This is a genomic window from Flavobacterium algoritolerans, assembly GCF_030010385.1.
Lineage (GTDB): Bacteria > Bacteroidota > Bacteroidia > Flavobacteriales > Flavobacteriaceae > Flavobacterium > Flavobacterium algoritolerans.
The window spans coordinates 582,994-609,276 of the sequence record NZ_JASCRZ010000001.1 but is presented as its reverse complement, the minus strand read 5'-3'; the positions used below and the strand labels follow the sequence as shown (position 1 = coordinate 609,276).

Here is a 26,283-nt window from a genome sequence, read left to right as displayed (position 1 = left end):
AAAAAATTCCAAGTGTTAAATCCAATTTCCAATTTTATTAAATTATCAACTTTAGGTTTCTAATTTTTTTTGGAGAGGAATTTAAAACTTGGAATTAAATGTTTATTTATTCTTCAGTTGCAGTTGGAGCAGCAGCTTCTACAGCAGGAGCTACTTCTACAGCTTCAGCAGCAGGAGCAACAACTTCAGCAGTAGCTTCAGCTTCTTTGTCAGAACCTCTATCAGAAAGTCCTTCAACAATTGCAGCAGTAACTAAAGATAAAATTTTATCAATTGATTTAGAAGCATCATCATTTGCAGGAATTACATATTCTACTTCACGAGGATCAGAATTTGTATCAACCATTGCAAAAACTGGAATGTTTAATTTTTGAGCTTCTTTTATTGCGATATGTTCCGCTTTGATATCAACTACGAACAATGCAGCTGGTAGTCTTGACATGTCAGCGATTGAACCTAAGTTTTTCTCTAATTTAGCACGAAGACGATCAACTTGCAAACGCTCTTTTTTAGAAAGAGTCATGAATGTACCATCTTTCTTCATTTTATCAATAGTAGCCATTTTTTTAACAGCTTTACGGATAGTTACGAAGTTAGTTAGCATTCCACCAGGCCATCTTTCAGTGATGTAAGGCATGTTTGCAGCTTTTGCTTTTTCAGCAACGATGTCTTTTGCTTGTTTTTTGGTAGCAACAAATAATATTTTTCTACCTGATGCAGCGATTTTTTTCAAAGCTTCATTAGCTTCTTCAATTTTTGCTGCAGTTTTATATAGATTGATAATGTGAATACCATTACGCTCCATATAAATGTAAGGAGCCATGTTTGGATCCCACTTTCTAGTCATGTGTCCGAAGTGAACACCTGCTTCTAGTAATTCTTTTACTTCTACTTTGTTTGCCATTTTGTTCTAGTTTACGTTCTGTTGATTAGCAATGAATAAATGGCGGCTTCCCGGCTTTATACATTTAGATGCTAAACTATTTCCTACCTCAGTAGGAGAGCAACAACAACTGTTTTTTTAAATTCAATAATAAATGAACGATGTCTTGTCCCATTTGAACAAGACAGGTAATATTAACGTTTAGAGAATTGGAATCTCTTACGAGCTTTCTTCTGACCGAATTTCTTACGTTCAACCATTCTTGGATCTCTTGTTAATAAACCTTCTGGTTTCAAGATAGCTCTGTTTTCAGCATTTACTTCACACATAACGCGTGCCAATGCCATTCTTACAGCTTCTGCTTGACCAGTTGAACCACCTCCGTAAACGTTAACTTTTACGTCAAAGTTGCTTACATTTTCTGTCATAGACATAGGCTGTAATACTTTGTACTGTAAAGTTGCAGTTGGGAAGTACGTTTCGAATGCTTTTTTGTTTACAGTGATTACTCCTGTTCCTTCTGAAACATAAACACGTGCAACAGCGGTTTTTCTTCTACCGATTTTGTGAATAACTCCCATTACTTAAGATCGTTAAGGTTAACTGTTTTAGGTTTTTGAGCGCCTTGTTTGTGCTCAGATCCTACAACAACATTTAAATTTCTAAAAAGTTCAGCACCTAATTTATTCTTAGGTAACATTCCTTTTATTGCTTTTTCAACTAGTAATGCAGGGTTTTTTGATTGCAATACTTTAGCAGTTAAAGTTCTTTGACCTCCTGGATAACCTGTGTGACGGATGTATGTTTTTTCATCCATTTTGTTACCTGTAAGGTTAATTTTTTCTGAGTTGATAACGATTACGTTATCACCGCAGTCCACGTGTGGTGTGTAACTTGGCTTGTACTTACCTCTCAAAATCATAGCGACTTTTGAAGCAAGACGACCTAAGTTGTGACCATCAGCATCTACAACAATCCACTCTTTAGTAACGGTGGCTTTGCTTGCTGATTGTGTCTTGTAGCTTAATGCGTCCATAATATATTTTTAATTAAACATTCCATCCCCAATAAAGGGGTTGCAAAAGTACAATTAATTATTTTAAATACAAATACCTTAAATGAATATTTTTTTCTTGTTTTTACTCTGATAATCAAATGTATATTTAAAATAATATTCTAAGATTGAATTTGTGTTTCGTACTTGTTGATGAGTTGAATTCAAGGCGCTGCTGTTTTTATTTAATTTTATTGTATATTTCTAATATTTGGAAGCAAATTTTACATTTTATTGGCTATTTTTGACATTTAAACAGTTAATATTTTAATTATTCATATCTTGTAACTGTTTTTATCATATAAATTACGTCAAATATATCTCTTATGAAAGCTAAAGCAACTTTAAAACAAATCGCTAAAGAACTGAATGTTTCTGTTTCTACAGTTTCTAAAGCGTTGAACGATAGCCCGGAGATTAGCGAGCAGACGAAAGTTAAAATTAAAGAATATGCTAAGCTTAAAAATTACAAACCCAATGTTATTGGTCTGAACCTTAAAAATAGAAAGACAAAAACCATTGGTGTAATTATTCCAAATATTTTAAATTCTTTTTTTGCCAAAGTATTTAGCGGTATCGAAAAAATAGCCGACGAAAAAGGATACAATGTGATTATGTGTATCTCTAACGAATCATCAGAAAAAGAAGCCCATACGCTGGAAATGCTAAGTAATGGAACTATCGATGGATTTATTGTTTCGGTTTCTGAAGAAGCACAAAAAAATCAGGATTACGACCATTTCTCCGCAATCATTAATGATGGAACTCCAATTGTTATGTTTGATCGTATTGCAGATGGCGTAGATTGTGACAAAGTAATTGTTGATGATTTTGACTCCGCTTTAAATTCAACACAACATTTAATTGATATAGGATGCAAGAATATTGCCTTGTTATCCTCTATTGACAATTTAAGTGTAGGTAAATTAAGAGCCGATGGATATTTGAAAGCATTGGAAAACAATAATATTGCTGTAAACAACGATATCATTTTAAGAACGGATTCTGAAGATGATTTAAAGGATAAAATCGAAAAAGTTTTTGAAAATAAAATTGATGGAATCTTTGCTCTTGAAGAAAATGACTCAGTAGCAGCTTTGCGTATTGCGCTTAAAAAAGGATATAAAGTACCGGAAGAAATTTCTATCATTGGTTTTGCCGATGGAATTCTGGCTTCCAGAAGATTATCTCCAAGTTTAACAACGGTGAGTCAGCATGGAATCGAAATAGGTGAGGTGGCCGCTAAATTGCTTATTGACAGGTTAGAATCCAAAGAAGAAGATCTGCCTTATGAAACGGTGGTAATCAAAACAAAATTGAAAGAAAGAGAGTCAACTAGGAAGTTGTAGAAACTCATTTAATAATAGGTTTAAAAAAAATCTCTAATCGTTTTAAATGATTAGAGATTTTTTTTATGAGTATGATGGAAGATATTTAATGTGCTTCCAGCCAATCTTTTCCTAACCCTAAATCAACATCCAAAGGAACATCAAGTTTGAAAGCGTGTTCCATTTCGTGTTTTATCATCGGTTGGATTTTTTCGAGTTCCGAATTATGAACATCAAAAACAAGCTCATCATGCACCTGAAGCAGCATTTTGCTTTTCCAATTTTCGGAGGTTAGTTTTTCATGAATATTAATCATTGCAATTTTGATAATATCTGCAGCACTTCCTTGAATTGGTGCATTTACCGCATTTCGTTCTGCACCACCGCGAACAATGGCGTTTTGCGAATTGATATCTTTCAAATAACGACGACGTCCTAGGATGGTTTGCACATAACCATTGTCTCTCGCAAAATCTATTTGTTCTTGAATGTAGGATTTTAATCTTGGATAGGTTTGGTAATAGGCCTCAATTAAATCAGCGCTCTCTTTTCGAGATAAGTTAGTTTGATTGCTCAATCCAAAAGCTGAAACCCCATATATAATTCCAAAATTTACCGTTTTGGCGTGACTTCGTTGTTCGCGAGTTACTTCTTCGAGCGGAACATTAAATACTTTTGAAGCAGTAGATTTGTGAATGTCTTCGTGGTTTTGGAATGCTTTAATCATATTTTCTTCACCGCTCAATGCCGCAATTACTCGCAATTCTATTTGGGAATAATCCGCAGAAACCAAGGTGTAATTTTCATCTCGAGCCACGAATGCTTTTCTAATCTGTCTTCCTCGTTCCGTACGAATGGGAATGTTTTGCAAGTTCGGATTATTTGAACTCAAACGGCCTGTTGCGGCAACGGTTTGCATATAATCGGTGTGGATGCGCTGCGTGATTTTATCTACTTGGTTTGGCAAAGCCTCGACATAAGTATTTTGTAATTTTACTAATTGTCGCCAATCCAGAATGTCTTTTACAATTGGGTTTTCGGCTGCTAAATAACTCAAGATTTCCTCTCCGGTTGCATATTGACCGGTTTTGGTTTTCTTTTGTTTTACACCTCCAATTTTTAATTTATCGAATAAAACATCGCCTAATTGCTTTGGAGAAGCCAGATTAAATTTTTCTCCTGCAGTTTCAAAAATATTTGCCTCTAATATTTTAATGTCATCGTCTAATGTTTTTGAAAGCGATTTCAAGAAATCTACATCGACACGAATCCCTTCTTTTTCCATATCAGCCAGAACTTTTACTAATGGAATTTCGATTTCCTCAAAAAGTTTTTTGGTTCCGGTTTTGTCTAATTCTAAAGTAAATATTTCCTTGAGTTGCAAGGTAACATCAGCATCTTCAACGGCATATTCTTTGATTTCTTCCAATACAACGTCGCGCATTGATTTTTGGTTTTTTCCTTTTTTACCAATTAACGTTTCAATGGATTGAGGTGAATATTTCAAATATGTTTCTGCCAAAATATCCATATTATGACGCATATCCGGATTAATCAGATAATGTGCAATCATCGTATCGAATAATTTTCCTTTCACGGTAACATTGTAATTAGAAAGAATCTTTAAATCATATTTTAAATTTTGGCCAATTTTCTCGATGTTTTCATTTTCGAAAAAAGGAATGAATTTCTCGATTAAAGTTTGTGCTTCCTGTTGGTTTTCTGGAAAAGGAACATAGAAGCCTTTTCCTTTTTCATACGAAAATGAGATTCCAACTAATTCGGCGTGCAAAGCATCTAGTCCAGTTGTTTCTGTGTCAAAACACACTGAAGATTGTTTTTGTAAATTTTGCAACAGTAATTTCATTCCTAAATCACCTTGAATTATCTGATAGGAATGCGCTGTGTTTTCTAGTGAACTATAATATTGATGACGGGTTTCTTCTGAAGAATCATCTTGAATGGCACTTCCAAAAAGATCGAATTGGTCTTCGTTTTTTGGTTGTGGTTTTTTGTATAGTTTGGTTTCGTCAACCGGATTGTTGTTAGTGGTTGCAGTTCCGCCTTTTTTAAATATAGCGTCAAATTGCTCCGCCATTCTTCTAAACTCTAATTCATTAAAAAGCGCATCTGTTTTTTCGACATCGGGAGTTGATAATTCATAATCCGTTTCGTCAAAAATAACGGGGCAGTCCAGTAAAATTGTCGCCAAAGTTTTGGATAATAATCCTTTTTCTTTATTGGCTTCAATGTTTTCTTTCATTTTTCCTTTTAGCTTGTCTGTATTGGCTAAAAGATTTTCCATGGTTCCAAATTCTTTCAAAAGTTTTTTAGCAGTTACTTCGCCTACACCAGGAAGTCCGGGGATATTATCGGCAGCATCGCCCATCATTCCAAGAAAGTCAATTACTTGGTCTGGTCTTTCGATTTCAAATTTTGCCAAAACTTCCGGAATCCCCCAAATTTCTATTCCGTTCCCCATTCGGGCGGGTTTGTACATGAATATATTCTCCGAAACGAGTTGTGCAAAATCCTTGTCAGGAGTAACCATAAAGACTTTGTAGTTTTGTTTTTCGGCTTGTTTAGCAATTGTACCAATTAAATCATCAGCTTCATATCCTTTTACCTCTATGATAGGAATATGCATGGCTTTCAGTAAATCTTGGATATATGGAATAGCAATTTTAATAGCTTCGGGGGTTGCATCACGATGCGCTTTGTATTCTGGAAATATATCATTTCTTAATTGACTTCCGCCATTGTCAAAAGCAACTGCTAAATGATCTGGTTTTTCTCTTTTTATTACATCCATCAGGGAGTTCATAAATCCCATAATGGCTGATGTGTCCATCCCTTTAGAGTTGATTCTTGGGTTTTTTATGAAAGCATAATAACCACGAAAAATTAAGGCATAAGCATCAAGAAGGAAAAGGCGTTTTTGTTGTGACATAATTATGATTTTGTAAAGTTTTCAAAAGTACAAAACTTGTGAGATAAAGGAGTGAAGGTTTGAAATATTTATTATGATTGTTACTAAAGCCCATTTTTTTGTTTCTGAAAATTTCGTCTTTAAAATTAAGTAATCAATTCTTTATTTGGAGAAAAATTGCGAATAATGATTTGAAAGAAAATTGCTATTAATCTGTGATAGGCAATCATTTTCAAATGATAAAATTGTAAGAATATAAATATACATTTAATAAAATAATGCTTTTAAACGATTATTTATGTATTTAAACGTTGTTTTTATGTAATTTTATACAAGAAGTTTTAAGTCGGTAAGGTTCTTTATGTTTAATCTTTAATTCGTTATATTATGAGAAAAAATTATTTTTCAAAAAAGGTATTACAAGCCTGTGTGTTATTTTTCATGATAATAACAACAAATGTGTTTGCCCAAGTAGGTATAGGAACAATTACACCACATGCGAGTTCCGTATTGGATGTTTCATCAACAACTCAAGGGATGTTAACGCCCAGAATGACAACTGCACAAAGATTGGCTATTGCGTCTCCAGCTGATGGCTTAATGGTTTATGATACAGATTTGAAATCTTTTTATCATTACAATTCAACGTTAACAGCATGGAATGTAATGAATAGTGGCACAACAGGCAGATTAAAGTTTAAACGTATAAAATCTACAGATGTTTTAGCGACAGTTTTGGCAGCAGAGAAGGTTGCGGGAAGTAATGCGAAGTATGTTTTGGATGTTAACACTTATTATGAAATAAATGGAACCATAATTTTTGATTTGCCAGTTGATTTAAACAATGCCTATATTTCAGGTCAGGATGCTAATGAGGATAAGTTAGTTAGAACATCTGGAAATCTGTTTGATGGTTCAACAGGGGGAAGTATTAGAAATGTTACCATTCAGGTTACCGGAGGAGGAAAAGTTTTTAACTTGAGTGGAACAGCAGCACAAAATATAATTATCAGAGATACAGTAATTGCAGGTTCTTCTAATGTGGGTTCTATAACTGGTTTTGGATTAGTTTTTGTCAGTATAGTTCAATATGTTGGAAATACTACTGGTATTGTTTATGATTCTATCGGTAAATTATTGATAAGTAATGCAGCGTGGTTTAGTAATAATGGAGGAACCTATGAAAAATTACAAGGGACATTTGGATTAGTGCAAAAGCAAGGAGGATTTAGCGAGGTTTCTGGAGCAGCTATTGGTTTTGACGTATCTTCTAACCCAACAATAACGGGAGATGCCGTTATGGAAACGGTTGTTTTTACAGGAACAGTAACAACAGGAAAATATGTAAACGGATATAGTCCTGCAATTTATTCAGGATATAATTTTGATAATAATTGGAGTGTTCGTTGTGCAGGAATTCCAACTGAAATTGATGCATCAGCAGTGGGTGAGTTTTCAGTGGATTATGCTGTAGGTTCTGGTGCTTCTACGGGTTTCTCTGGATCAAATCCAACTTCTATTATAAAGGTTGCGGGTGTCTCTGCCTCATCAAATTTATTTAGATTTTCTACCGGGGGAGTTAGTAATAAACTTATATATTTAGGTAAAAAGAAACGTTTTTTCCAAGTTACGGGTTCTATTTCGTTTCAAGTTCCAGCTATAGGTACTTATATAATTTATATTTCTAAGAATGGTACACCAATTTCGCAGTATAAGATCTATGGTCGTGGAGCAGCTGTAAATGATATTTTAGTATTACCATTAAATGCATTAGTCGAGTTGTCAAATTCTGATTATATAGAGGTTTTTGCGCAAAGGTATTCATCTACTAATAATAATGATAGTATCATAACTCCAAATATGACATTAGTTGTAAAATAGTAAAAGCTTATATAATCTAAAAACCGCATTATTTTAAACCTAAATAATGCGGTTTTTATTTGTATTCCATATTCCTAAATCGCAGGAGCCTTTTAAGTTTAATCAACCGTTAAATTTTAATTAATAAAAAACCATTCTGGTTAATTGTTTTGTTATTTTGTTAAAAATTTTTTTAAAATGATCTTTCGTATCGTATTCTTGTGCTTAATCCTTCTTGTTATTGAGCTTTATACTTTTCAAGTATTAAAAACTTTAATAAAATCAAAGCCAATATTGTTTTCAATTCAGATTATAAGCATATTAGTTTTAGTATATATTGTTTATTCTTTGATGCAATTTGACCGAAGTGTAGGTCAGACCAAACAAATGATGGTTGTCATGGGTTTGCTGCTTATTGTTTATGTTCCAAAATTAATTTTGACATTGATATTAATGGGAGAAGACATCTTTAGATTAGGTGCCGGAACGGTTAACTATTTTGTCAATTATGATAAAAACACAGACTTTCTGAATTCAAGAAGAAAGTTTATCAGTCAAATAGGATTAGGATTAGCAGCTGTTCCTTTTTTATCTTTAATATATGGGGTGACTATAGGTAAATACAATTATAAAGTCATCAAGCAACGTATATTTTTCCCGGATTTACCAGATGCTTTTGATGGTTTTACGATTACTCAAATTTCAGATGTTCACAGCGGAAGTTTTGATAATCCCGAGAAAATTAATTATGCAATAGATTTAGTAAATGAGCAAAATTCAGACATGATTTTGTTTACCGGAGATATTGTGAATACTGATGCCAAAGAAATGCATCCATGGATAGAGACCTTTAACAGGATTAAAAAACATGAATATGGTAAATATTCCGTTTTAGGAAATCACGATTATGGAGAATATGTAACTTGGCCCTCTGAGGTGGCAAAAGAAGATAATTTTAAAGCCATTAAAGATTTATATGGACAAATTGGTTTTAAATTAATGCTAAACGAACATACCTTTATTGAAAAAGGAGATGAAAAAATTGCATTAATTGGCGTAGAAAACTGGGGGCATAATTTCAAAAAAGCAGGAGATATTGACAAAGCTTCTCAATATGTAAATAAAGAAGATTTTAAAATTTTGATGAGTCACGATCCTTCGCATTGGGAATATGAAGTACAACATCATGATAAAAATTTCCATCTTACACTATCGGGTCATACACACGGAATGCAGTTTGGAATCGAAATACCAGGTTATTTTAAATGGAGTTTGGCACAATATGTATACAAACAATGGGCTGGATTATATGAAAACCTCGGAAGATACGTTTATGTAAATAGAGGCTTTGGTTTTCATGCTTATCCGGGCAGAGTGGGAATAATGCCGGAAATAACGGTCATCGAACTAAAAAAAGGTGTTAATGTGGCATAATTCGTTTAAAATGCTACATTTGTAAAATAAATATCTCTTTTTAGTGAATTTAAAAAATTAAATTTTTGGTTTTATGTCAAAATTTGGAGAACTTATAAACGCTCAAGTACCTGTGTTAATAGACTTTTACACGGAATGGAATGAGCCTTCAGTTTCAATGCATCCTGTAATTAGAGATGTAGCAGCCGCTCTTGGTGATAAAGCAAAAGTCATAAAGATTGATGTGGATAAAAATCAAGAATTAGCCGATGCTTTGCGCATTAAAGGCTTACCTACGTTAATGATTTATAAACAAGGTCAAATGATTTGGAGACAATCCGGAGAATTAGATGCGAATACTATTATTAGTATTGTTCAAGAACAATTGTAACGCATTTCATTACAACACCTCACAATTAAAATTGTTTTCTTTTAAATAAGCTAATGTTTTAGGCAATACGTATTCTAAGTTTTTAAAGGCTTTTATACTGTCGTGGAAAACAATAATGCTTCCTGGTCTTAGATTTGATGTTGCATTTTTTAAACATTGTTCTTGCGATAAAGTTTGGTCAAAATCAGCACTGAGGACATCCCACATAATTATTTTGTAACCCAGTTCCCTTATTTTTCTAGACTGAGATGCTTTTATTTTACCATATGGTGGACGAAACAGTTTAGATTTTAGATTAGAAGGACTGTTTTTTTGAATTGCTTCTTCGCACAGTCTAGTGTTTTCAATGTAAACTTTAGTTGATGTTTTCCAACCGTTTAAATGATTGAATGTGTGGTTTGCTATGGAATGACCTTCGCTAATTACCTTTTTGAATATTTCAGGGTTTTTATCAATATTATCTCCAATGCAAAAAAAAGTAGCTTTTACATCGTGCTTTTTTAATTCCTTCAAAACCCATTCTGTAACTTCTGGAATAGGTCCATCGTCAAATGTAAGGTAGACTGTCTTAATGCTTCCTGTACTGGAAATATCCCAAGTATAATTTGAGAAAATCTTTTTTATAATCCGACTTGTTTTTATCCAGTACAGTTTCATTTTTTAGTTTTAAAATTAAAAAAAAGTAGCGACATTTTTCAATATCGCTACTTTTTATAATTAGAGTTTTCTATTTAAAATTATTCTTTTTCGCGTCCAAAGCGGTCAAACATTTTAATATAAGTATTGAATACCATTTTATTTTTGTTGTAGAAATCTAAATCTCCATTTTCTTTCATTACGGTCAAAAGGCTTCTGTATCGCTCAATATCTGTGATAATAGGAATGGCAATACTAGTTTGCTCAGAAGATTTTAGATTGCCATAATAATTAAGGTTTTCTCTGTATTTTAGTATTAATTTGCTTAGCAATTGTTGTGCTTTTAATTTTTCATCAATTTTGTAATATCCACCAGCAAAAGGTTCTACTAGAGAGTAATAGTCAAAATATTCCAACGGCATTTTTGTCATCGCCAAATCGATAATGTTTTTTGCTTTATCTTTTTGTCCTTCAATAATTAATTGATTCATTAATCTTGAAAGGTTGGTTCTGTATGTTATGCTATTTCTGCGTGTTTCAGGGTCGTGATAAATTTTTGGGCTTTCACTGTTTCCCCAGTCCCATTTCATAACTTTTGCGTACATTTTATCAGTGTCTATTTGTCCCATATTAAGAGGACTTGCGTCTTTTGACAAAACGGTTTTTATTGGAACAAGTTTGTATACCATTCCTTCTAATTGAAGGTACTCTTTCATCCAGATATAATCTTCGTTGTCAAATGCACCACCGCTAAAATAGATTGGTCTTTTCCAGTTGTTATTAGCAACAATATCTAGCATCATCAATCTGTTTTTGTACAATGCATTTCCTTTTATATCCAAGTCGATGTAAGGAACAATAGAATCATTGTGCTTAGGATTAACCACTTTGTTTTTTATGATTGTATTTTTGTCAACAGGAATTCGGATCTTATTTGTAGGATAAAAATGGATTGTTTGTCCGTTTTGCATGTCTACAGTTGATTTTGGATTTTTAATAAAATTGATAAAGTCTTTTATGTCCCAACGACTTTCAATTTTTGGAATGTGAGCTACATAATCCAGTTTATCCCCTACATATTCATCGTGTGTAAATGAAATAGGAAGAGCATCTGATTCGTATGTTTTAGTTTTCATCTGATCGATATACCAATCAGTCATGAAAAGGCTTGTGTTTACAATTTTGATATCCGTTCTCACTTTTTCAATCTCTTGGGCGTACCAAAGGGGGAACGTATCATTATCGCCAATTGTGAATAAAATGGCGTCTGGGTCACATGATTCCAAATATGCTTTTGCCATTGCAACAGCAGTATATTTACCGGAACGATCGTGATCATCCCAGTTTTGAGAAGCCATAAGAACAGGAGCTGCCAATAAACTTGCTGCAATAATAATTGGACCAGCCAGTTTTGGGGCTAAATATTTCTGGGCACTTTCGTATAATGCATAAACGCCAAAGCCTATCCAAATGGCAAATACATAAAAAGAACCTACTAAGGCATAATCTCTTTCTCTAGGTTCGAAAGGCCTTTCATTCAAGTAGATTTTTAATGCTATTCCGGTAAAAAGGAATAAGGCGAGTAATACATAGAAACTTTTTAAATCTTTATTGGCATGATACATTAAACCGATTAAGCCAAGTATAAACGGCAGAAAGAAATATACATTTCGACCTTTATTGTTCAGTACATCCGAAGGAAGATTGTCTTGACTTCCTAAGTGTAATTCATCTATAAATGAGATGCCACTAAGCCAATTCCCGTCCAGATAGTCGTATTTTCCTTGAATGTCGTTTTGTCTTCCAACAAAATTCCACATCAAGTATCTCCAGTACATATAACCGAACTGGTATTCAACCATGAATCCTAAATTGTCAGCAGTTGTTGGTTTTTCAACAATTAAATAATCACCATAGCTTTTCAAGAACGTTACATAACCTTCGTTGTCAATTTGTTTTTGAGCGTAAGCTTGTCTGAATTCGGTAACAATTTTTTCGGTTTCGTTTTTTAGTTGAGCAATCGCTTTGTTGTAATCTTCTTCACTCAACTGACTTGGATCGATACCGTATTTGGCTAAATCATCCTCATATGGATAATCAGGATTTAGTCTGAATTGAGGTGGATTTGTAAAATTCATGTAGTTTTCGATGTGCTCACCGCTCCACATTCTTGGCAAAATAGTTTTTTGATTGTTGTCTGAATTTTGCTCGGCATTTTTGAAATTATTTGTAATAATATATTTTCCGGTCTTATAATCTCTTTCGTAATTGGGCGCTTTATCCAGATAAGGATTCTCCTTGTCTAAACCAGCAAACGCTTCTGTGTATTGAGGGCCGTAAAACAAAGGATTTACACCATATTGTTCTCTATTGTAGTATGCGAGAACTTCGGCAGCATCCGAAGGCTTATTTTCGTTGATTACGGTATTTGCATTTGCTCTGATGGGTAACATCATCCATGTAGAGAAACCAATTAGAATAAATAATATACAAAGGATTATAGTATTGTAGAATGCGAAACCTTTTTGTTTAGTGTATTTTAATCCAAAGTAAAAGAAAGCAATTAAGACTAAAGCAACAAATATAGTTCCTGAGTCAAAAGGTAATCCTAAGCTGTTAACCATGAAAACTTCGGTTTTACCAAAGAATCCCATAGTCAGAGGAAGAAGTAATTTGAAAATAAATAATAGAATAGCGATTACAACAACATTTGCAATGATGAAATTTTTGAGGGTAACTACTTTGTAGTTTTTGAAAAAGTAAAGGAAACCTATTGCGGGAATTGTTAGTAATGCCATGAAATGAACTCCAAATGAAAGCCCGACAACAAGAGAGATTATCAGCAGCCATTTGTTTCCTCTTGGCTTGTCCATGTCTTGTTCCCAGCGTAAACCCAACCAAAATAATAAGGCAATGAATAAAGATGCCATAGCATATACTTCGGCTTCTACAGCATTGAACCAAAAACTATCTGAAAAAGTATAGGCCAAGGCTCCTACGAATGAACTTCCAAGAATAACAATGTCATTGTTTTTATTCGGGTCTGAAAATCTAGAAACTAATTTTTTCAAGATTATCGATGAAGACCAAAATAAGAATAAAATAGTAAAAGCACTGGAAAATACAGACATCATGTTTACCATTAAGGCAATTTTTGTGTTATCTGAAGCAAACATGGCGAAAAACGCACCAATCATTTGGTATAATGGCGCTCCGGGAGGGTGGCCTACTTCAAGTTTTGCTGCTGTAGCAATGTATTCTCCACAATCCCAAAAACTCATGGTGGGTTCAACAGTTAAAGTGTATGTTAATAATGCTATTCCAAATGTAAACCAACCAATAATTGTATTCCATTTATTGAAATTGAATGCTGCTTTATCCATGTACTAAAATTTAATTTAATTTTGAGTTACAAAGAAAATGTTTTTTTGTTTAACCTTGATAGCATTAACAATATTTTCTGGAAAAGTATTACATTTCAATAACACATTGAGTGTAAAGGTTTTTTGTAATTTTTTCAAGTTGTTTTGAATTTTTAGCAAATTTTTTTTCATAAAAAGGCAAAATAAATTTGTACAAACTAAAATTTATTTTAAATTTGCACTCGCTTAGCAGCAATGCTGGTCTATGGTGTAATGGTAACACAACTGTTTTTGGTGCAGTCTTTCAAGGTTCGAGTCCTTGTAGACCAACGTAAAACCCCTCATTCTTGAGGGGTTTTTTTATGCAATGAATTGAACAGATTGTTTTTGGAGTTTAATTTTCGTCTGGATTGATTAAATCTTGAAAGTTATCACTGGTTTGACAGTGTGGTTTACCAAGTCTTCACTGATGCTTCCATTAAAAAAATGAGCAAATCCGGTTCTTCCATGTGTGCAAAGGCCTATCAAATCGGCATCAATGCTATTGGTAAAATTAATGATTCCGTTTTCTATATTAACGTCATTGTAAATGTGTGTAGAGTAATTTTCGATTTCAAATGAGGCAATAAAATTTTTCATTATTTCCTCAGACATTTTGGTGGTTTTAAAACTATTGGGTGTGCAAATCATGACTAAGTATAAATTTGCATTAAATATTTTGGCAAATTCTATCATTTTTTTGAAAGGTTTTTTAGTCTCTTTTGAAAAATCAGAAGCAAATACAAAGTTGTTGAATTTAAAGTCGCGAATATCTTTTTTTATAACCAGTACCGGTATTTCTGAGAGTCGAACCACTTTTTCGGTGTTGGACCCAATGAGTACTTCTTCGATGTCTGAAGTTCCATGCGAGCCCATCACGATTAAATCAATTTCATTTTTTTTATTAAAAGATAAAATGCCGCTAAAAGCTCTTTCGAATTGTACAGACGCATTTACTGAAATTCCATTCAAGTAGGGCTGTTCCTTGATTTTTTGGAGTGTTTCGTTTGCTTTTTTTATAAATAACATTACTTCGGGAATGCTGCTTCCGCCGGTTACTGCGTCGTTCATTTGGTTAGGTAATTCTAATAAATGCAACAAAAAGATTTCACAATTATTTTTTTTTGCAATTATGGCAGCTACTTTTAAAGCATTTTCAGCATATTCAGAAAAATCGGTAGGGACTAAAATTCGTTTCATAACTATAAAGTGTTAAATTATGATAAAAACTATTATTTTAATGCTCCTATAAAGATAAGAAATTATTTTACAGCAATCGATTATTTTAGTTTATAAAAAAAAACACTATATTTGCACCGTTATTTATTAAAATCTAGATAATGAGGGGACTAAATGTCCCCTCTTTTTATAAAAATATGACATTTAAAGAAAAAGTAAATACGTTGTTGACGGAAGGCTTGTTAGAAAAGCCGTCAATCTTTTTGATAGACCTTATCATTACTGACGCTTTCAAGGTTATTGTAACTTTGGACGGAGATAATGGAGTGGCGCTTCAAGATTGTATAGATGTGAGTAAATTCATAGATAGCAATCTGGATAGAGAGGAGCAAGATTACTCTTTAGAAGTAGCGTCAGTAGGAGTTGGTTCTCCATTGAAATTAATAAGACAATACAAGAAAAATATAGGTCGAACATTGATTGTGAAGACTTCGGCTGAAATTATTGAGGCAGAATTAGTGGATGCTAATGATGATTTTGTAATTTTGTCTTGGAAAGCAAGAGAGCCTAAAAAGATAGGGAAAGGGAAAGAAACGGTTCAAAAAGAACTTAAATTACCTTACGCAGATATAAAAGAAGCAATTGTTACAGTAACATTTTAATTAAAGAATTCGCATGGAAAATTTAGCATTAATCGATTCATTCTCAGAGTTTAAAGATGATAAACTTATTGATCGTGTAACGCTTATGGCAATTTTGGAAGATGTATTTAGAAATGCATTGAAGAAAAAATACGGTTCAGATGATAATTTCGATATCATTATAAATCCTGATAAAGGAGATATGGAGATATGGCAGAGAAGAGTAATCGTTGCGGATGAAGACTTAGATTTTGATCATCTTGAAATCACTTTGACTGAAGCAAGAAAAATTGAGCCTGATTTCGAAATTGGCGAAGAAGTTTCCGAAGAAGTGAAATTAATTGATTTAGGGAGAAGAGCGATTTTAGCTTTGCGTCAGAATTTAATTTCTAAAATTCATGAACATGATAACACGAATCTTTACAAACAATTTAAAGATTTAATAGGAGATATCTATACTGCAGAAGTACACCATGTGCGTCCAAGAGTCGTAATTTTGGTTGATGATGAGGGGAATGAGATTATTTTGCCAAAAGAAAAACAAATACCTTCTGACTTTTTCCGTAAGGGAGATAATGTTAGAGGAATAATAGAAAGCGTTGAATTAAAAGGAAATAAACCTCAAATTATTATGTCTAGAACTTCTGAGAAGTTTTTGGAAAAATTATTTGAACAAGAAATTCCTGAAGTATTTGACGGTTTAATCATGGTTAAAAAAGTGGTAAGAATTCCTGGTGAAAAAGCAAAAGTAGCCGTAGATTCTTATGATGACAGAATTGATCCAGTAGGAGCTTGTGTGGGTATGAAAGGATCTCGTATTCATGGAATTGTTCGTGAATTAGGAAACGAAAATATCGACGTTATCAATTATACAAGCAACATTCAGTTATTTATAACTAGAGCATTAAGTCCTGCAAAAGTGTCTTCTATTAAAATAAATGAAGATACAAAAAGAGCAGAAGTTTTCTTGAAGCTTGAAGAAGTTTCAAAAGCAATTGGTCGTGGTGGACACAACATTAAATTAGCGGGTTTATTGACTGGTTATGAGCTAGACGTTATTCGTGAAGGAGATGTCGCAGGTGCTACAGCTGATGAGGATGATGTTGAATTAACTGAGTTTTCAGATGAAATTGAAGACTGGGTGATTGAAGAATTTGCAAAAATTGGTTTGGATACAGCAAAAAGTATCTTAAAACAAGATGTGGAAGATTTAGTAAGAAGAACAGACCTAGAAGAGGAAACGATTCTAGATGTAATGAGAATATTGAAAGAAGAATTTGACAGTTAGTCAAATGGATCTTCAACGATAAACATGCCACTTTACAATAAATTCTTGCTCGGTAGGTATCGGGTTGGGAGTAAAGTGAGGAATAACAAAAAAGGTAATAATAAAAAGGTTTTATGTCTGAAGAGAGAATTATTAGAATAAACAAAGTTTTAAGGGAATTGAATATTTCTTTAGAAAGAGCTGTGGATTATCTAAAAGATAAGGGGATTGCTATTGAAGCAAATCCAAACGCAAAAATTTCTGATGATGTATACAATGTCTTGTGCGGTCAGTTTGCAGGTGACAAAGGGAATAAGGAGGCTTCTAAAGAAGTAGGGGAAGAGAAAAGAAAAGAAAAAGAAGCTTTGCGTTTAGAACGAGAGAAAGAAATCGAAGACAAACGTAAAATTGAGGAAGAGCGCGTAAAACAACAAGAGGTTATAAAAGCGAGAGCAATTATATCTGGTCCGGTTCAAGTGGGTAAGATTGATCTTAATCCAAAAAAACCATCAATCGTTGCGCCTGAAAAAGCTGTTGAAAAAGCAGAAGCTCCTGTAGCTAATGCACCCGAAGTAAAAGCTGTCTCAAAAGAAGTTTCATCTGAGAAACCGTCAACTGAAAAGCCGTCAACTGAGAAACCTGTTTCAGACAAAAAAGAGGTAAAACCTATTGCTGGGATTAAAGAGGTTAAAACAGAAACTCCTAAAGAAGTTCCTGCTGAACCAAAAGTGGTTGCAAAAACCGAGGCAGTTAAAGTTGATGAAGCACCTGTTGATGAAACCATCACCACGCAATATCAAAAACTATCTGGAACTACTTTAACGGGTCAGATAATTGATTTATCTCAATTCAACAAACCGAAAAAGAAAAAAGAAGAACCGAAAATCACTCCGAATAAACCGGGTGCTCCAGGTTCGGCTGCAGCCAATGCAAATAAAAACAAGCGTAAAAGGATTGCTCCTAAACCGGGTGCTCCTAGACCGCCTGCAACACCGGGAGTTCCTGGTGCGCCAAACCCTAACAAGATTACACCTAATACTGGTGGTGGTGGTGGATTCAATGCAAACAGAAGTGCTAGACCTGGTTTTGTAAAAGGAAACAGACCTGCCATTGTTGCAAAAGTGGAGCCTACTGAGGAAGAAGTTAAAAATCAAATTAGAGAGACTTTAGAGAAGCTGCAAGGAAAAGGTGGTAAATCTAAAGCGGCTAAATATAGAAGAGATAAAAGAGATACACACCGTCAGAAATCTGATGATGAGCAAAGAGCTATTGACGAAGGCAGTAAAACTATTAAGGTTACTGAATTTGTTACTGTAGGTGAAATTGCAATCATGATGGATGTGCCAATTACTAAAGTGATTGGAACGTGTATGTCACTTGGAATCATGGTTACTATGAACCAACGTCTTGACGCAGAAACGTTGACTATTGTTGCCGATGAATTTGGTTATGAAGTTGAATTTATCACTGTAGACATCGAAGAAGCAATTCAAGTTGTTGAAGACAGAGAAGAAGATTTAGTTTTCAGAGCGCCAATTGTAACCGTAATGGGTCACGTCGATCACGGTAAGACATCGTTATTGGATTACATTCGTAAAGAAAACGTAATTGCAGGTGAATCTGGAGGAATTACACAACATATTGGTGCCTACGGAGTAACTTTGGATAACGGACAAAAAATCGCATTCTTAGATACACCGGGTCACGAAGCGTTTACAGCGATGCGTGCACGTGGTGCTCAAGTTACAGATATCGCTATTATTGTGATTGCTGCTGATGATGACATCATGCCACAAACTAAAGAAGCAATTAGCCATGCTCAAGCAGCTGGAGTTCCTATCATATTTGCTATCAATAAAATTGATAAGCCAAATGCTAATCCTGAAAAAGTAAAAGAAAGATTAGCAGGTATGAATTTACTTGTAGAAGATTGGGGTGGAAAAATTCAATCACATGATATTTCTGCGAAAGTAGGAACAGGTGTGAAAGAATTATTAGAAAAAGTATTGTTAGAAGCAGAACTTTTAGATTTGAAAGCAAATCCAAATAAAGCGGCTTCTGGAACTGTTGTTGAGGCTTTCCTTGACAAAGGAAAAGGATATGTTTCTACGATATTAGTTCAAAACGGAACATTGAAAATTGGAGATTATATGTTAGCTGGTAAGCATCATGGTAAAATTAAAGCCATGCATGACGAAAGAGGGAATATAGTAACTGTTGCGGGTCCTTCGACTCCGGTTTCAGTTCTTGGTCTTGATGGAGCAGCAACTGCGGGTGATAAGTTCAATATTTTTGAAGACGAAAAAGAAGCGAAACAAATTGCTTCGAAACGTTCTCAATTGATGCGTGAACAATCTGTACGTACACAACGTCATATTACATTAGATGAAATTGGACGTAGAATTGCATTGGGTCAATTTAAAGAATTGAACATTATCCTTAAAGGAGATGTGGATGGTTCTGTTGAAGCATTGTCTGATTCGTTCTCTAAATTATCTACTGAAGAAATTCAAATTAATATTATCCATAAAGGTGTTGGAGCAATTACTGAAACTGACGTAATGTTGGCTTCTGCTTCAGATGCAATTATTATTGGATTTAATGTGCGTCCTGCTGGAAATGCAAGACAATTAGCTGACAAAGAGGAAATCGATATCCGTTACTACTCTATTATTTACGCTGCTATCGATGACTTGAAAGATGCAATGGAAGGAATGTTAGCCCCAGAGATGAAAGAAGAAATTCTGGGTACAGCTGAAATTAGAGAGATATTCAAAATCTCGAAAGTGGGTTCAATTGCGGGATGTATGGTTATGGATGGTAAAATTGTCCGAAGCGCTAAAATGAGAATTATTAGAGAAGGTGTTGTTGTCTTTACAGGAGAGCTTTTAGCACTGAAACGTTTCAAAGACGATGTGAAAGAAGTAGCTAAAGGATACGATTGTGGTATTCAAGTAAAAGGATACAACGACATCGAAGAAAGAGATGTTATTGAATCGTACCATGAAGTTGCTGTTAAAAAGAAATTGAAATAAAATTTCAATATATTATAATTAAAATCCCGATTCATTCGGGATTTTTTTATTTTTATAGCAAACTAAAATTTTTATTTATGAATAAATTACTTGCGTTATTTTTTGTTGTAGTTAGCACGGTTACCTTTTCTCAAAATAAAACGGAATTCTACAAAGTATCTTTAAAAGATAAAAAAGATAATGCTGTTGGCTTTAATTTTTATGTTGAGAATGTTTATGATGGAAGGCAGTTTAAAGAAAATATTGGAACCGTTCAAAAAGGAGGTTTTAATAGAAAAGTATTAGCTAATTTTGAAAAACCTTTGGCAGAAGAGTTTTTGGATTACCTCGCTATTATTTGTCCAAAAGAAGAAAATAAGTCTAAAATTTCTATCCGAATTAATGATCTGTATGTTTCTGAACTTACTCGAGCAATGTCCGAAACAGGATACGTAACTTTAGCAATTGATGTAATAGAGTCTAAAGAAGGTGCTGATTATATTGTAGGGTCGTATACGGCTTCAACAGAAAGTAACGGTATGGGGATGTTACCGGTAAACACGATGAACGATTGAAGAAAGTTTTGCAGGATTGTTTGACTAATTATATGAAAACAAGTGATGCTGATAAATCAGCCTTCGTTTTTGATGCTAATCAGAGTATTAAAAGTAAAACGATTACAGATGTCCCGCTTAAAGGTATTTATTTGACTTATATAGATGTTTTAAATGGTAAGCCGATTGATGATACTAATTTTGAAATCACGAACAAAAAGGAAAAGTTTTATTTGCTAAATAAAGCTACTAATTCTGAAGAACTGAATTATTATGGATTCAGTGATGGAGAAAATTTTTATATCAATGTTTCAAAATATGCTAGCTCAAAACATTATGCCAAGACGGAAATAATTAATGGTAAATATTACATTGAAAATGTAATTTATAATTCTAATAATGCTATTGCAATGGGCGCGATGTTTGGACTGATTGGAGTTGCAATTGCTTCTGCAGCCAGTGATTCGTCTACTCCAATGCTAATTGATTGTTATAGGGGTCAACCGTCCTTTCTATCGAATAGTGAAATGAAAGTTATGCTGTCGCCATATCCTGAATTGTTAAAAGAGTTTAAGGACGGTAATAAAAGTAGTTTGGAAAGAAAAGAAATCCTTAAAAAATATTACCAAACAACTTTGGGACAATAAAAAAAAGACACCTAATTAGGTGTCTTTTTTTATTTATTAGGCTTTATTAAATGTACATTGCTGTAGCTTTTTTTAATTTCGATGAGATTTCGTTCTGCTTCAATTCGTGTTTTGAAATTCCCAACCCAAACTTTGTAATTTGGCGTAAAGAAAATAATAGTTCCATCAATGTCTCTGAATTCTTGCTTAAAATCATTTAACGTTTTTTTTGCTTTTTCGCTGTCTCCACTGAAAATTTGAATTTTATAATAGTCATTTATAGTGTTTGAAACATTTGTTTTTCTCTTTTCATTTAATAATTGTTCAAATTTAGAGTCTTGATTTACCCGGATGTTTCCGTCTTGGGCATATGCATTACTATAGGAAATAAATAAGGTAAGAGAGATAAAAAATGCTTTTCTAAGGGCTAAAATTCTCATAATGTGATTGTTTTTGTGCAAAAGTAATATTTAATGACTGATAGCAAATACTAAATGTTATTTAGAATTAATATAAATTGAAATTAAGACTATTTTAAGGTTTTGAGAATAGTTCTTAAGTCGTATTTTTGTCCAAGTTTTTAAATAAAGGATCAGTTTCTATAATTCAATTAGAAAAAACTGTGCCAATTTTTAGTAGATAATCATTATACTATATGAAAAAGGTGGGTAACCATAATTCGATCTCAAGGAAATTATTTTTTAGCATAGCTTTGATGCTATCTATTTCCTTTACTTCATTTGCTCAAGAAGCTACTCCTGCGGCTGATGCTGCGGCTCCAGATGCTTCAGCTACTTCTCAAAGTGCAGACCCGGTAAAGGGTAAAGAGCTTTTTAATGCAAACTGTGCTGCATGTCACAAACTTGATGCTAAAGCAACAGGTCCTGCTCTTAGAGGTGTGTCTGCTAAATATGATGCTGCATGGCTTCATAAATGGGTTCGTAACAGTTCAGAGCTAATTAAATCTGGCGATGCTCAAGCTGTAAAAGTGTTTGAAGAAAATAACAAGGCTGTAATGTCTGCTTTTCCTCAATTATCAGATGGAGATATTGATAATATCATTGCTTACACTTCAGAGCCTAAAGCTGAAGCTGCTGCTCCAGCTCCTGGAGTTGAAGTCCCTGGTAAGCCAGCTGTAGATAACGGTATTTCAAACAATATTATATTAGGTGCTTTGGCGCTTGTTATGGTTATTTTGGTTGTAATGTTGTTTTTGGTAAACAGAGTTTTGTCTAAAGTGGCAAAAGCAAATGGTATTGAAGTAGCTCCGAAAACTCCAACAACTCCTATATGGAAAGCTTTTGCTAGAAATCAGTTTTTGATTTTAGTTACGGCAATATTTTTGCTTTTGGCGAGTGCTTATTTTGTTTACGGATTTTTAATGCAAGTTGGCGTTGATCAGGATTACGCTCCAATTCAGCCAATTCATTATTCGCACAAAATACATGCTGGTGATAATGAAATTAATTGTAAGTATTGCCACTCTGCGGCTCGTGTGAGTAAAAATGCAGGAATTCCTTCTCTGAATGTTTGTATGAACTGTCATAAGAATATTGCTGAAGTTGCTGAAACTACTGCTACTCCAGAGTACAGTAAAGCATTTTATGATGAGCAAATCCAAAAATTATATACTGCAGTTGGTTGGGATAAAACAACTCAAAGTTATACTGGAAAAACTCAACCTGTAAAATGGGTTCGTATTCATAATTTACCTGACTTCGTTTATTTTAATCACTCTCAACACGTAACAGTTGCTGGAATTGAATGCCAGACATGTCACGGTCCAGTTCAAGAGTATGAAATTCAAAAACAATTTGCTCCATTAACAATGGGTTGGTGTATTGATTGCCACAGAAAAACTGATGTTAAAATGGAAGGCAATGAGTATTATACTAAAATTCATGAAGAACTTTCTAAGAAATACGGTGTAGACAAATTGACTGCAGCGCAAATGGGAGGTTTAGAATGTGGTAAATGCCACTATTAATCAAATTATTAAGATTTTAATATTTATATATGTCATCAAACAAAAAATACTGGAAAAGTGTTGAAGAACTAGACAAAAATAGTTCTATTGTTGAGGCGCTTAGAAATAACGAATTTGTTGAAGAAATTCCTACTGACGAGTTTTTAGGAAATAATGACGCTTTGTCATCTTCATCAACATCACGTCGTGATTTTTTAAAGTACGTTGGTTTTAGTACTGCAGCGGCTACGCTTGCAGCTTGCGAAGGTCCTGTGAACAAGTCAATACCTTATGTACTTCAGCCGGAACAAATCATTCCTGGAGTAGCTGATTATTATGCAACTTCTGTTTTTGATGGATTTGATTTTGCTAATCTTTTGGTGAAAACTCGTGAAGGGCGTCCTATTAAAATAGATAATAATACTATTGCTGGAGCTAAGTTTAGTGCTAATGCAAGAGTTCATGCGTCTATTCTGTCTTTATATGATAGTATGCGTTTGAAAGAGCCAAAAATTGAAGGTAAAAATTCAACTTGGTCTGCTGTTGATTCTAAAATTAAATCAAGTATAGCTGATGCTGCTGCAAAAGGTGGTCAAGTAGTACTTTTGACAAATACATTAGCGAGCCCGTCTACTGAAAAGTTGATTGCTGAGTTTATCGGTAAAAATCCAAATGCTAAACATGTTGTTTATGATGCTGTATCTGAATCTGAAGCATTAGATGCTTTCGAAACAGTATATGGAGAAAGAGCTTTGGTTGATTATGATTTTTCTAAAGCTTCGCTTATAGTTTCTGTAGGAGCTGATTTCCTTGGAGATTGGCAAGGTGGAGGATTTGATTCTGGTTATGCTAAAGGTAGAATTCCTAAAGAAGGAAAGATGTCTCGTCATTTCCAATTAGAAGCAAACATGACTTTGTCTGGTGCTGCTGCTGATAAGCGTTTACCGATGTCTACTGCTAATCAAAAACAAGCATTAGTTCATATATATAATATTGTAACAGGTTCTGCTGTTGCTGTAAGTTTAGAAGATAAATTTAAAGCAGAAGTTACAAAAGCGGCTCAACAATTAAAAGCTGCTGGTTCAAAAGGAGTATTGGTATCTGGTATTCAAGATAAAAATGCTCAATTGTTAGTTTTAGCTATCAACCAAGTGTTGGCAAGTGAAGCTTTCAGTACTTCTGGAGTAAGACAAATCAGAAAAGGATCTGATGCAAAAGTTACTCAGTTAATCAATGATATGAAAGCGGGAAGCGTTCATACTTTGGTAATGAGTGGTGTTAATCCGGTTTACACTTTAGCAGATAGTGCTTCTTTTGTTGAAGGACTTAAAAAAGTAAAAACATCAGTGGCATTTTCTTTAAAAGAAGATGAAACTGCTTTAGTAAGTACTATTGCAGCTGCTGTTCCTCATTATTTAGAGTCATGGAATGATGTAAGTATCACAAAAGGTACATACGGAATTACTCAGCCTGCTATTCGTCCTCTTTTTGTTACAAAACAATTTCAAGATGTATTGTTGTCTTTAAATGGATTGACAGGTACATTCTACGATTATATCAAAGCTAATGCATCAACTATAATAACTGGTTCTTCTTGGAACAAAGTGTTACATGATGGTGTTTATGTTGGAGTTGTTCCAACTGCATCTGCTGGTTCTGCTGATTATAGCGCAGCTGCAAATGCTTTAGCAAAATCAAAAGCTTCTCAAGGACTAGAGCTTGTTTTATATACTAAAACAGGTATGGGAGATGGACAGCAAGCTAATAACCCTTGGTTGCAAGAGTTTCCAGATCCAATTACAAGAGTTTCTTGGGATAATTACGTTACTGTTTCGAATGCTGATGCTAAGGAATATGAACTTTCTAATGAAATCGTTGCTAATGGTGGTTTAAATGGAAGTTATGCTACTATTACTACTGAAGATGGAGCTAAATTAGAAAATGTTCCGGTAATTGTTCAACCAGGACAAGCTGTTGGAACTATCGGTTTGGCATTAGGTTACGGTCGTAAAGCGGCTTTGAAAGAAGAAATGATGGTGGGTTTAAATGCCTACTCTTTATATAAAGGTTTTAATAATGTACAGTCTGTAACATTGGCGAAAGCTGGAGGAGAACATGAGTTTGCTTGTGTTCAAGGTCAGAAAACATTAATGGGAAGAGGAGATATCATTAAAGAAACTTCTTTAGAAATCTTCAATACAAAAGATGCTAAAGAGTGGAACGAGCAACCAATGGTTTCATTGGATCACAAACTCGTTGAAGCAACTAAAGTTGATTTATGGGATTCATTTGATCGTTCAACTGGGCATCATTTTAATCTTTCTATTGACTTGAACGCTTGTACTGGTTGTGGTGCTTGTGTAATTGCTTGTCATGCTGAAAACAACGTTCCTGTTGTTGGAAAATCAGAAATTAGAAGAAGTCGTGATATGCACTGGTTGCGTATTGACAGATATTATTCTTCTGAAAGTACTTTTGAAGGAGATAACGAAAGAAAAGAAAATATCGCAGGTTTATCAAGTTCATTATCTACATTTAATGAAATGGAAAAAGCGGGTGATAATCCACAAGTTTCTTTTCAACCTGTAATGTGTCAACATTGTAACCATGCACCTTGTGAAACGGTTTGTCCAGTTGCTGCAACTTCACACTCTCGTCAAGGTCAAAATCATATGGCTTATAACAGATGTGTTGGAACACGCTATTGTGCTAACAACTGTCCGTATAAAGTGCGTCGTTTTAACTGGTTCTTGTACAACAAAAACAGTGAATTCGATTATCATATGAATGACGATTTAGGACGTATGGTATTAAATCCAGATGTTAATGTTCGTTCTCGTGGAGTTATGGAGAAATGTTCAATGTGTATTCAAATGACACAGGCGACTATTTTGAAAGCAAAAAGAGAAGGAAGAGCAATCGTTGATGGTGAATTCCAAACTGCATGTTCAAATGCTTGTTCTACTGGAGCAATGATTTTTGGAGATGTAAATGATAAAGAAGCGGAAGTGACTAAGTTAGCTGCTGACGAAAGAATGTATCATTTATTGGAGCATGTTGGAACAAAACCAAATGTGATTTACCACGTTAAAGTTAGAAATACCTAGTACAAAAAATAATTAATTAAGAATCAATATAAAG

19 protein-coding genes and 1 tRNA gene are annotated in these 26,283 nt (G+C 34.0%); 12 read left to right on the top strand and 8 right to left on the bottom strand.

Annotated elements, in window-relative coordinates; all coding sequences use genetic code 11:
* Nucleotides 1–106: 106 nt before the first annotated feature.
* From rpsB to rplM, 3 genes are all read right to left on the bottom strand, one after another.
* A complete protein-coding gene (rpsB, locus tag QLS65_RS02605) occupies nucleotides 107–904 on the bottom strand; it encodes a 30S ribosomal protein S2 (RefSeq protein WP_282710879.1) in 798 nt (265 codons plus the stop codon).
* 173 nt (nucleotides 905–1,077) lie between these two features.
* Nucleotides 1,078–1,464 carry a 30S ribosomal protein S9 gene (rpsI, locus tag QLS65_RS02600; RefSeq protein WP_066080508.1) on the bottom strand — a complete coding sequence of 129 codons (387 nt, stop codon included), beginning with the start codon at nucleotides 1,462–1,464 and terminating at the stop codon, nucleotides 1,078–1,080.
* Entirely contained in the window at nucleotides 1,464–1,919 is a 456-nt protein-coding gene (rplM, locus tag QLS65_RS02595; protein WP_035669714.1) for a 50S ribosomal protein L13, read from the bottom strand. Before rplM ends, rpsI begins: the two co-directional genes overlap by 1 nt.
* A gap of 344 nt (nucleotides 1,920–2,263) precedes the next feature.
* On the opposite strand from rplM, the gene QLS65_RS02590 reads away from it, so the two are divergent.
* Complete coding sequence (locus tag QLS65_RS02590; RefSeq protein WP_121342895.1) at nucleotides 2,264–3,286, top strand: LacI family DNA-binding transcriptional regulator; 1,023 nt, start codon at nucleotides 2,264–2,266, stop codon at nucleotides 3,284–3,286.
* An 85-nt stretch (nucleotides 3,287–3,371) separates the two neighbouring features.
* On the opposite strand, the gene polA is transcribed toward QLS65_RS02590, so the two are convergent.
* Nucleotides 3,372–6,215, bottom strand: coding sequence for a DNA polymerase I (gene polA / locus QLS65_RS02585; protein ID WP_282715028.1), 2,844 nt, complete (start codon nucleotides 6,213–6,215; stop codon nucleotides 3,372–3,374).
* Between the two features lie 366 nt (nucleotides 6,216–6,581).
* Here polA and QLS65_RS02580 point away from each other — a divergent pair, with 366 nt between their 5' ends.
* From QLS65_RS02580 to QLS65_RS02570, 3 genes are all read left to right on the top strand, one after another.
* Complete coding sequence (locus QLS65_RS02580; protein WP_282715026.1) at nucleotides 6,582–8,075, top strand: hypothetical protein; 1,494 nt, start codon at nucleotides 6,582–6,584, stop codon at nucleotides 8,073–8,075.
* Between the two features lie 177 nt (nucleotides 8,076–8,252).
* Nucleotides 8,253–9,488 carry a metallophosphoesterase gene (locus QLS65_RS02575; protein WP_282715024.1) on the top strand — a complete coding sequence of 412 codons (1,236 nt, stop codon included), beginning with the start codon at nucleotides 8,253–8,255 and terminating at the stop codon, nucleotides 9,486–9,488.
* A 73-nt stretch (nucleotides 9,489–9,561) separates the two neighbouring features.
* Nucleotides 9,562–9,858: a thioredoxin family protein gene (locus QLS65_RS02570; protein ID WP_099714276.1), complete on the top strand. Its 297-nt coding sequence runs from the start codon at nucleotides 9,562–9,564 to the stop codon at nucleotides 9,856–9,858.
* Between the two features lie 9 nt (nucleotides 9,859–9,867).
* Here QLS65_RS02570 and QLS65_RS02565 read toward each other — a convergent pair whose 3' ends face one another.
* Both QLS65_RS02565 and QLS65_RS02560 read right to left on the bottom strand, forming a co-directional pair.
* Nucleotides 9,868–10,515 (bottom strand): polysaccharide deacetylase family protein, encoded by a 648-nt coding sequence (locus tag QLS65_RS02565; RefSeq protein WP_282715022.1) that lies wholly within the window; start codon nucleotides 10,513–10,515, stop codon nucleotides 9,868–9,870.
* An 80-nt stretch (nucleotides 10,516–10,595) separates the two neighbouring features.
* Nucleotides 10,596–13,877: a glycosyltransferase family 117 protein gene (locus QLS65_RS02560; RefSeq protein WP_282715020.1), complete on the bottom strand. Its 3,282-nt coding sequence runs from the start codon at nucleotides 13,875–13,877 to the stop codon at nucleotides 10,596–10,598.
* A 238-nt stretch (nucleotides 13,878–14,115) separates the two neighbouring features.
* Between QLS65_RS02560 and QLS65_RS02555 the strand changes: the two genes are divergently transcribed.
* Nucleotides 14,116–14,186: transfer RNA gene (locus QLS65_RS02555), tRNA-Gln, on the top strand.
* An 84-nt stretch (nucleotides 14,187–14,270) separates the two neighbouring features.
* Here the strand turns inward: QLS65_RS02555 and QLS65_RS02550 are convergent.
* Nucleotides 14,271–15,095, bottom strand: coding sequence for a universal stress protein (locus tag QLS65_RS02550; RefSeq protein ID WP_282715018.1), 825 nt, complete (start codon nucleotides 15,093–15,095; stop codon nucleotides 14,271–14,273).
* Nucleotides 15,096–15,271: 176 nt separating this feature from the next.
* Here QLS65_RS02550 and rimP point away from each other — a divergent pair, with 176 nt between their 5' ends.
* The 5 genes from rimP (at nucleotide 15,272) to QLS65_RS02525 (ending at nucleotide 21,197) form a co-directional block, all read left to right on the top strand.
* On the top strand, nucleotides 15,272–15,736 hold the full coding sequence (gene rimP / locus QLS65_RS02545) for a ribosome assembly cofactor RimP (RefSeq protein ID WP_282715016.1): 465 nt from the start codon (nucleotides 15,272–15,274) through the stop codon (nucleotides 15,734–15,736).
* Nucleotides 15,737–15,749: 13 nt separating this feature from the next.
* Nucleotides 15,750–17,003 carry a transcription termination factor NusA gene (gene nusA, locus QLS65_RS02540; RefSeq protein WP_282710868.1) on the top strand — a complete coding sequence of 418 codons (1,254 nt, stop codon included), beginning with the start codon at nucleotides 15,750–15,752 and terminating at the stop codon, nucleotides 17,001–17,003.
* 113 nt (nucleotides 17,004–17,116) lie between these two features.
* Complete coding sequence (gene infB, locus QLS65_RS02535; RefSeq protein WP_282710867.1) at nucleotides 17,117–20,017, top strand: translation initiation factor IF-2; 2,901 nt, start codon at nucleotides 17,117–17,119, stop codon at nucleotides 20,015–20,017.
* A 77-nt stretch (nucleotides 20,018–20,094) separates the two neighbouring features.
* Nucleotides 20,095–20,571 (top strand): hypothetical protein, encoded by a 477-nt coding sequence (locus tag QLS65_RS02530; RefSeq protein ID WP_282715014.1) that lies wholly within the window; start codon nucleotides 20,095–20,097, stop codon nucleotides 20,569–20,571.
* Nucleotides 20,568–21,197 carry a DUF6563 family protein gene (locus QLS65_RS02525; RefSeq protein WP_282715012.1) on the top strand — a complete coding sequence of 210 codons (630 nt, stop codon included), beginning with the start codon at nucleotides 20,568–20,570 and terminating at the stop codon, nucleotides 21,195–21,197. The genes QLS65_RS02530 and QLS65_RS02525 overlap by 4 nt, the downstream gene beginning before the upstream one ends.
* A gap of 29 nt (nucleotides 21,198–21,226) precedes the next feature.
* On the opposite strand, the gene QLS65_RS02520 is transcribed toward QLS65_RS02525, so the two are convergent.
* Nucleotides 21,227–21,616, bottom strand: a complete 390-nt coding sequence (locus QLS65_RS02520; RefSeq protein WP_282715010.1) for an SPOR domain-containing protein — start codon at nucleotides 21,614–21,616, stop codon at nucleotides 21,227–21,229.
* A 215-nt stretch (nucleotides 21,617–21,831) separates the two neighbouring features.
* Between QLS65_RS02520 and QLS65_RS02515 the strand changes: the two genes are divergently transcribed.
* Nucleotides 21,832–23,163, top strand: coding sequence for a c-type cytochrome (locus QLS65_RS02515; RefSeq protein ID WP_282715008.1), 1,332 nt, complete (start codon nucleotides 21,832–21,834; stop codon nucleotides 23,161–23,163).
* 29 nt (nucleotides 23,164–23,192) lie between these two features.
* Nucleotides 23,193–26,249: a TAT-variant-translocated molybdopterin oxidoreductase gene (locus QLS65_RS02510; RefSeq protein WP_282715006.1), complete on the top strand. Its 3,057-nt coding sequence runs from the start codon at nucleotides 23,193–23,195 to the stop codon at nucleotides 26,247–26,249.
* The last annotated feature ends 34 nt before the right edge of the window (nucleotides 26,250–26,283 follow it).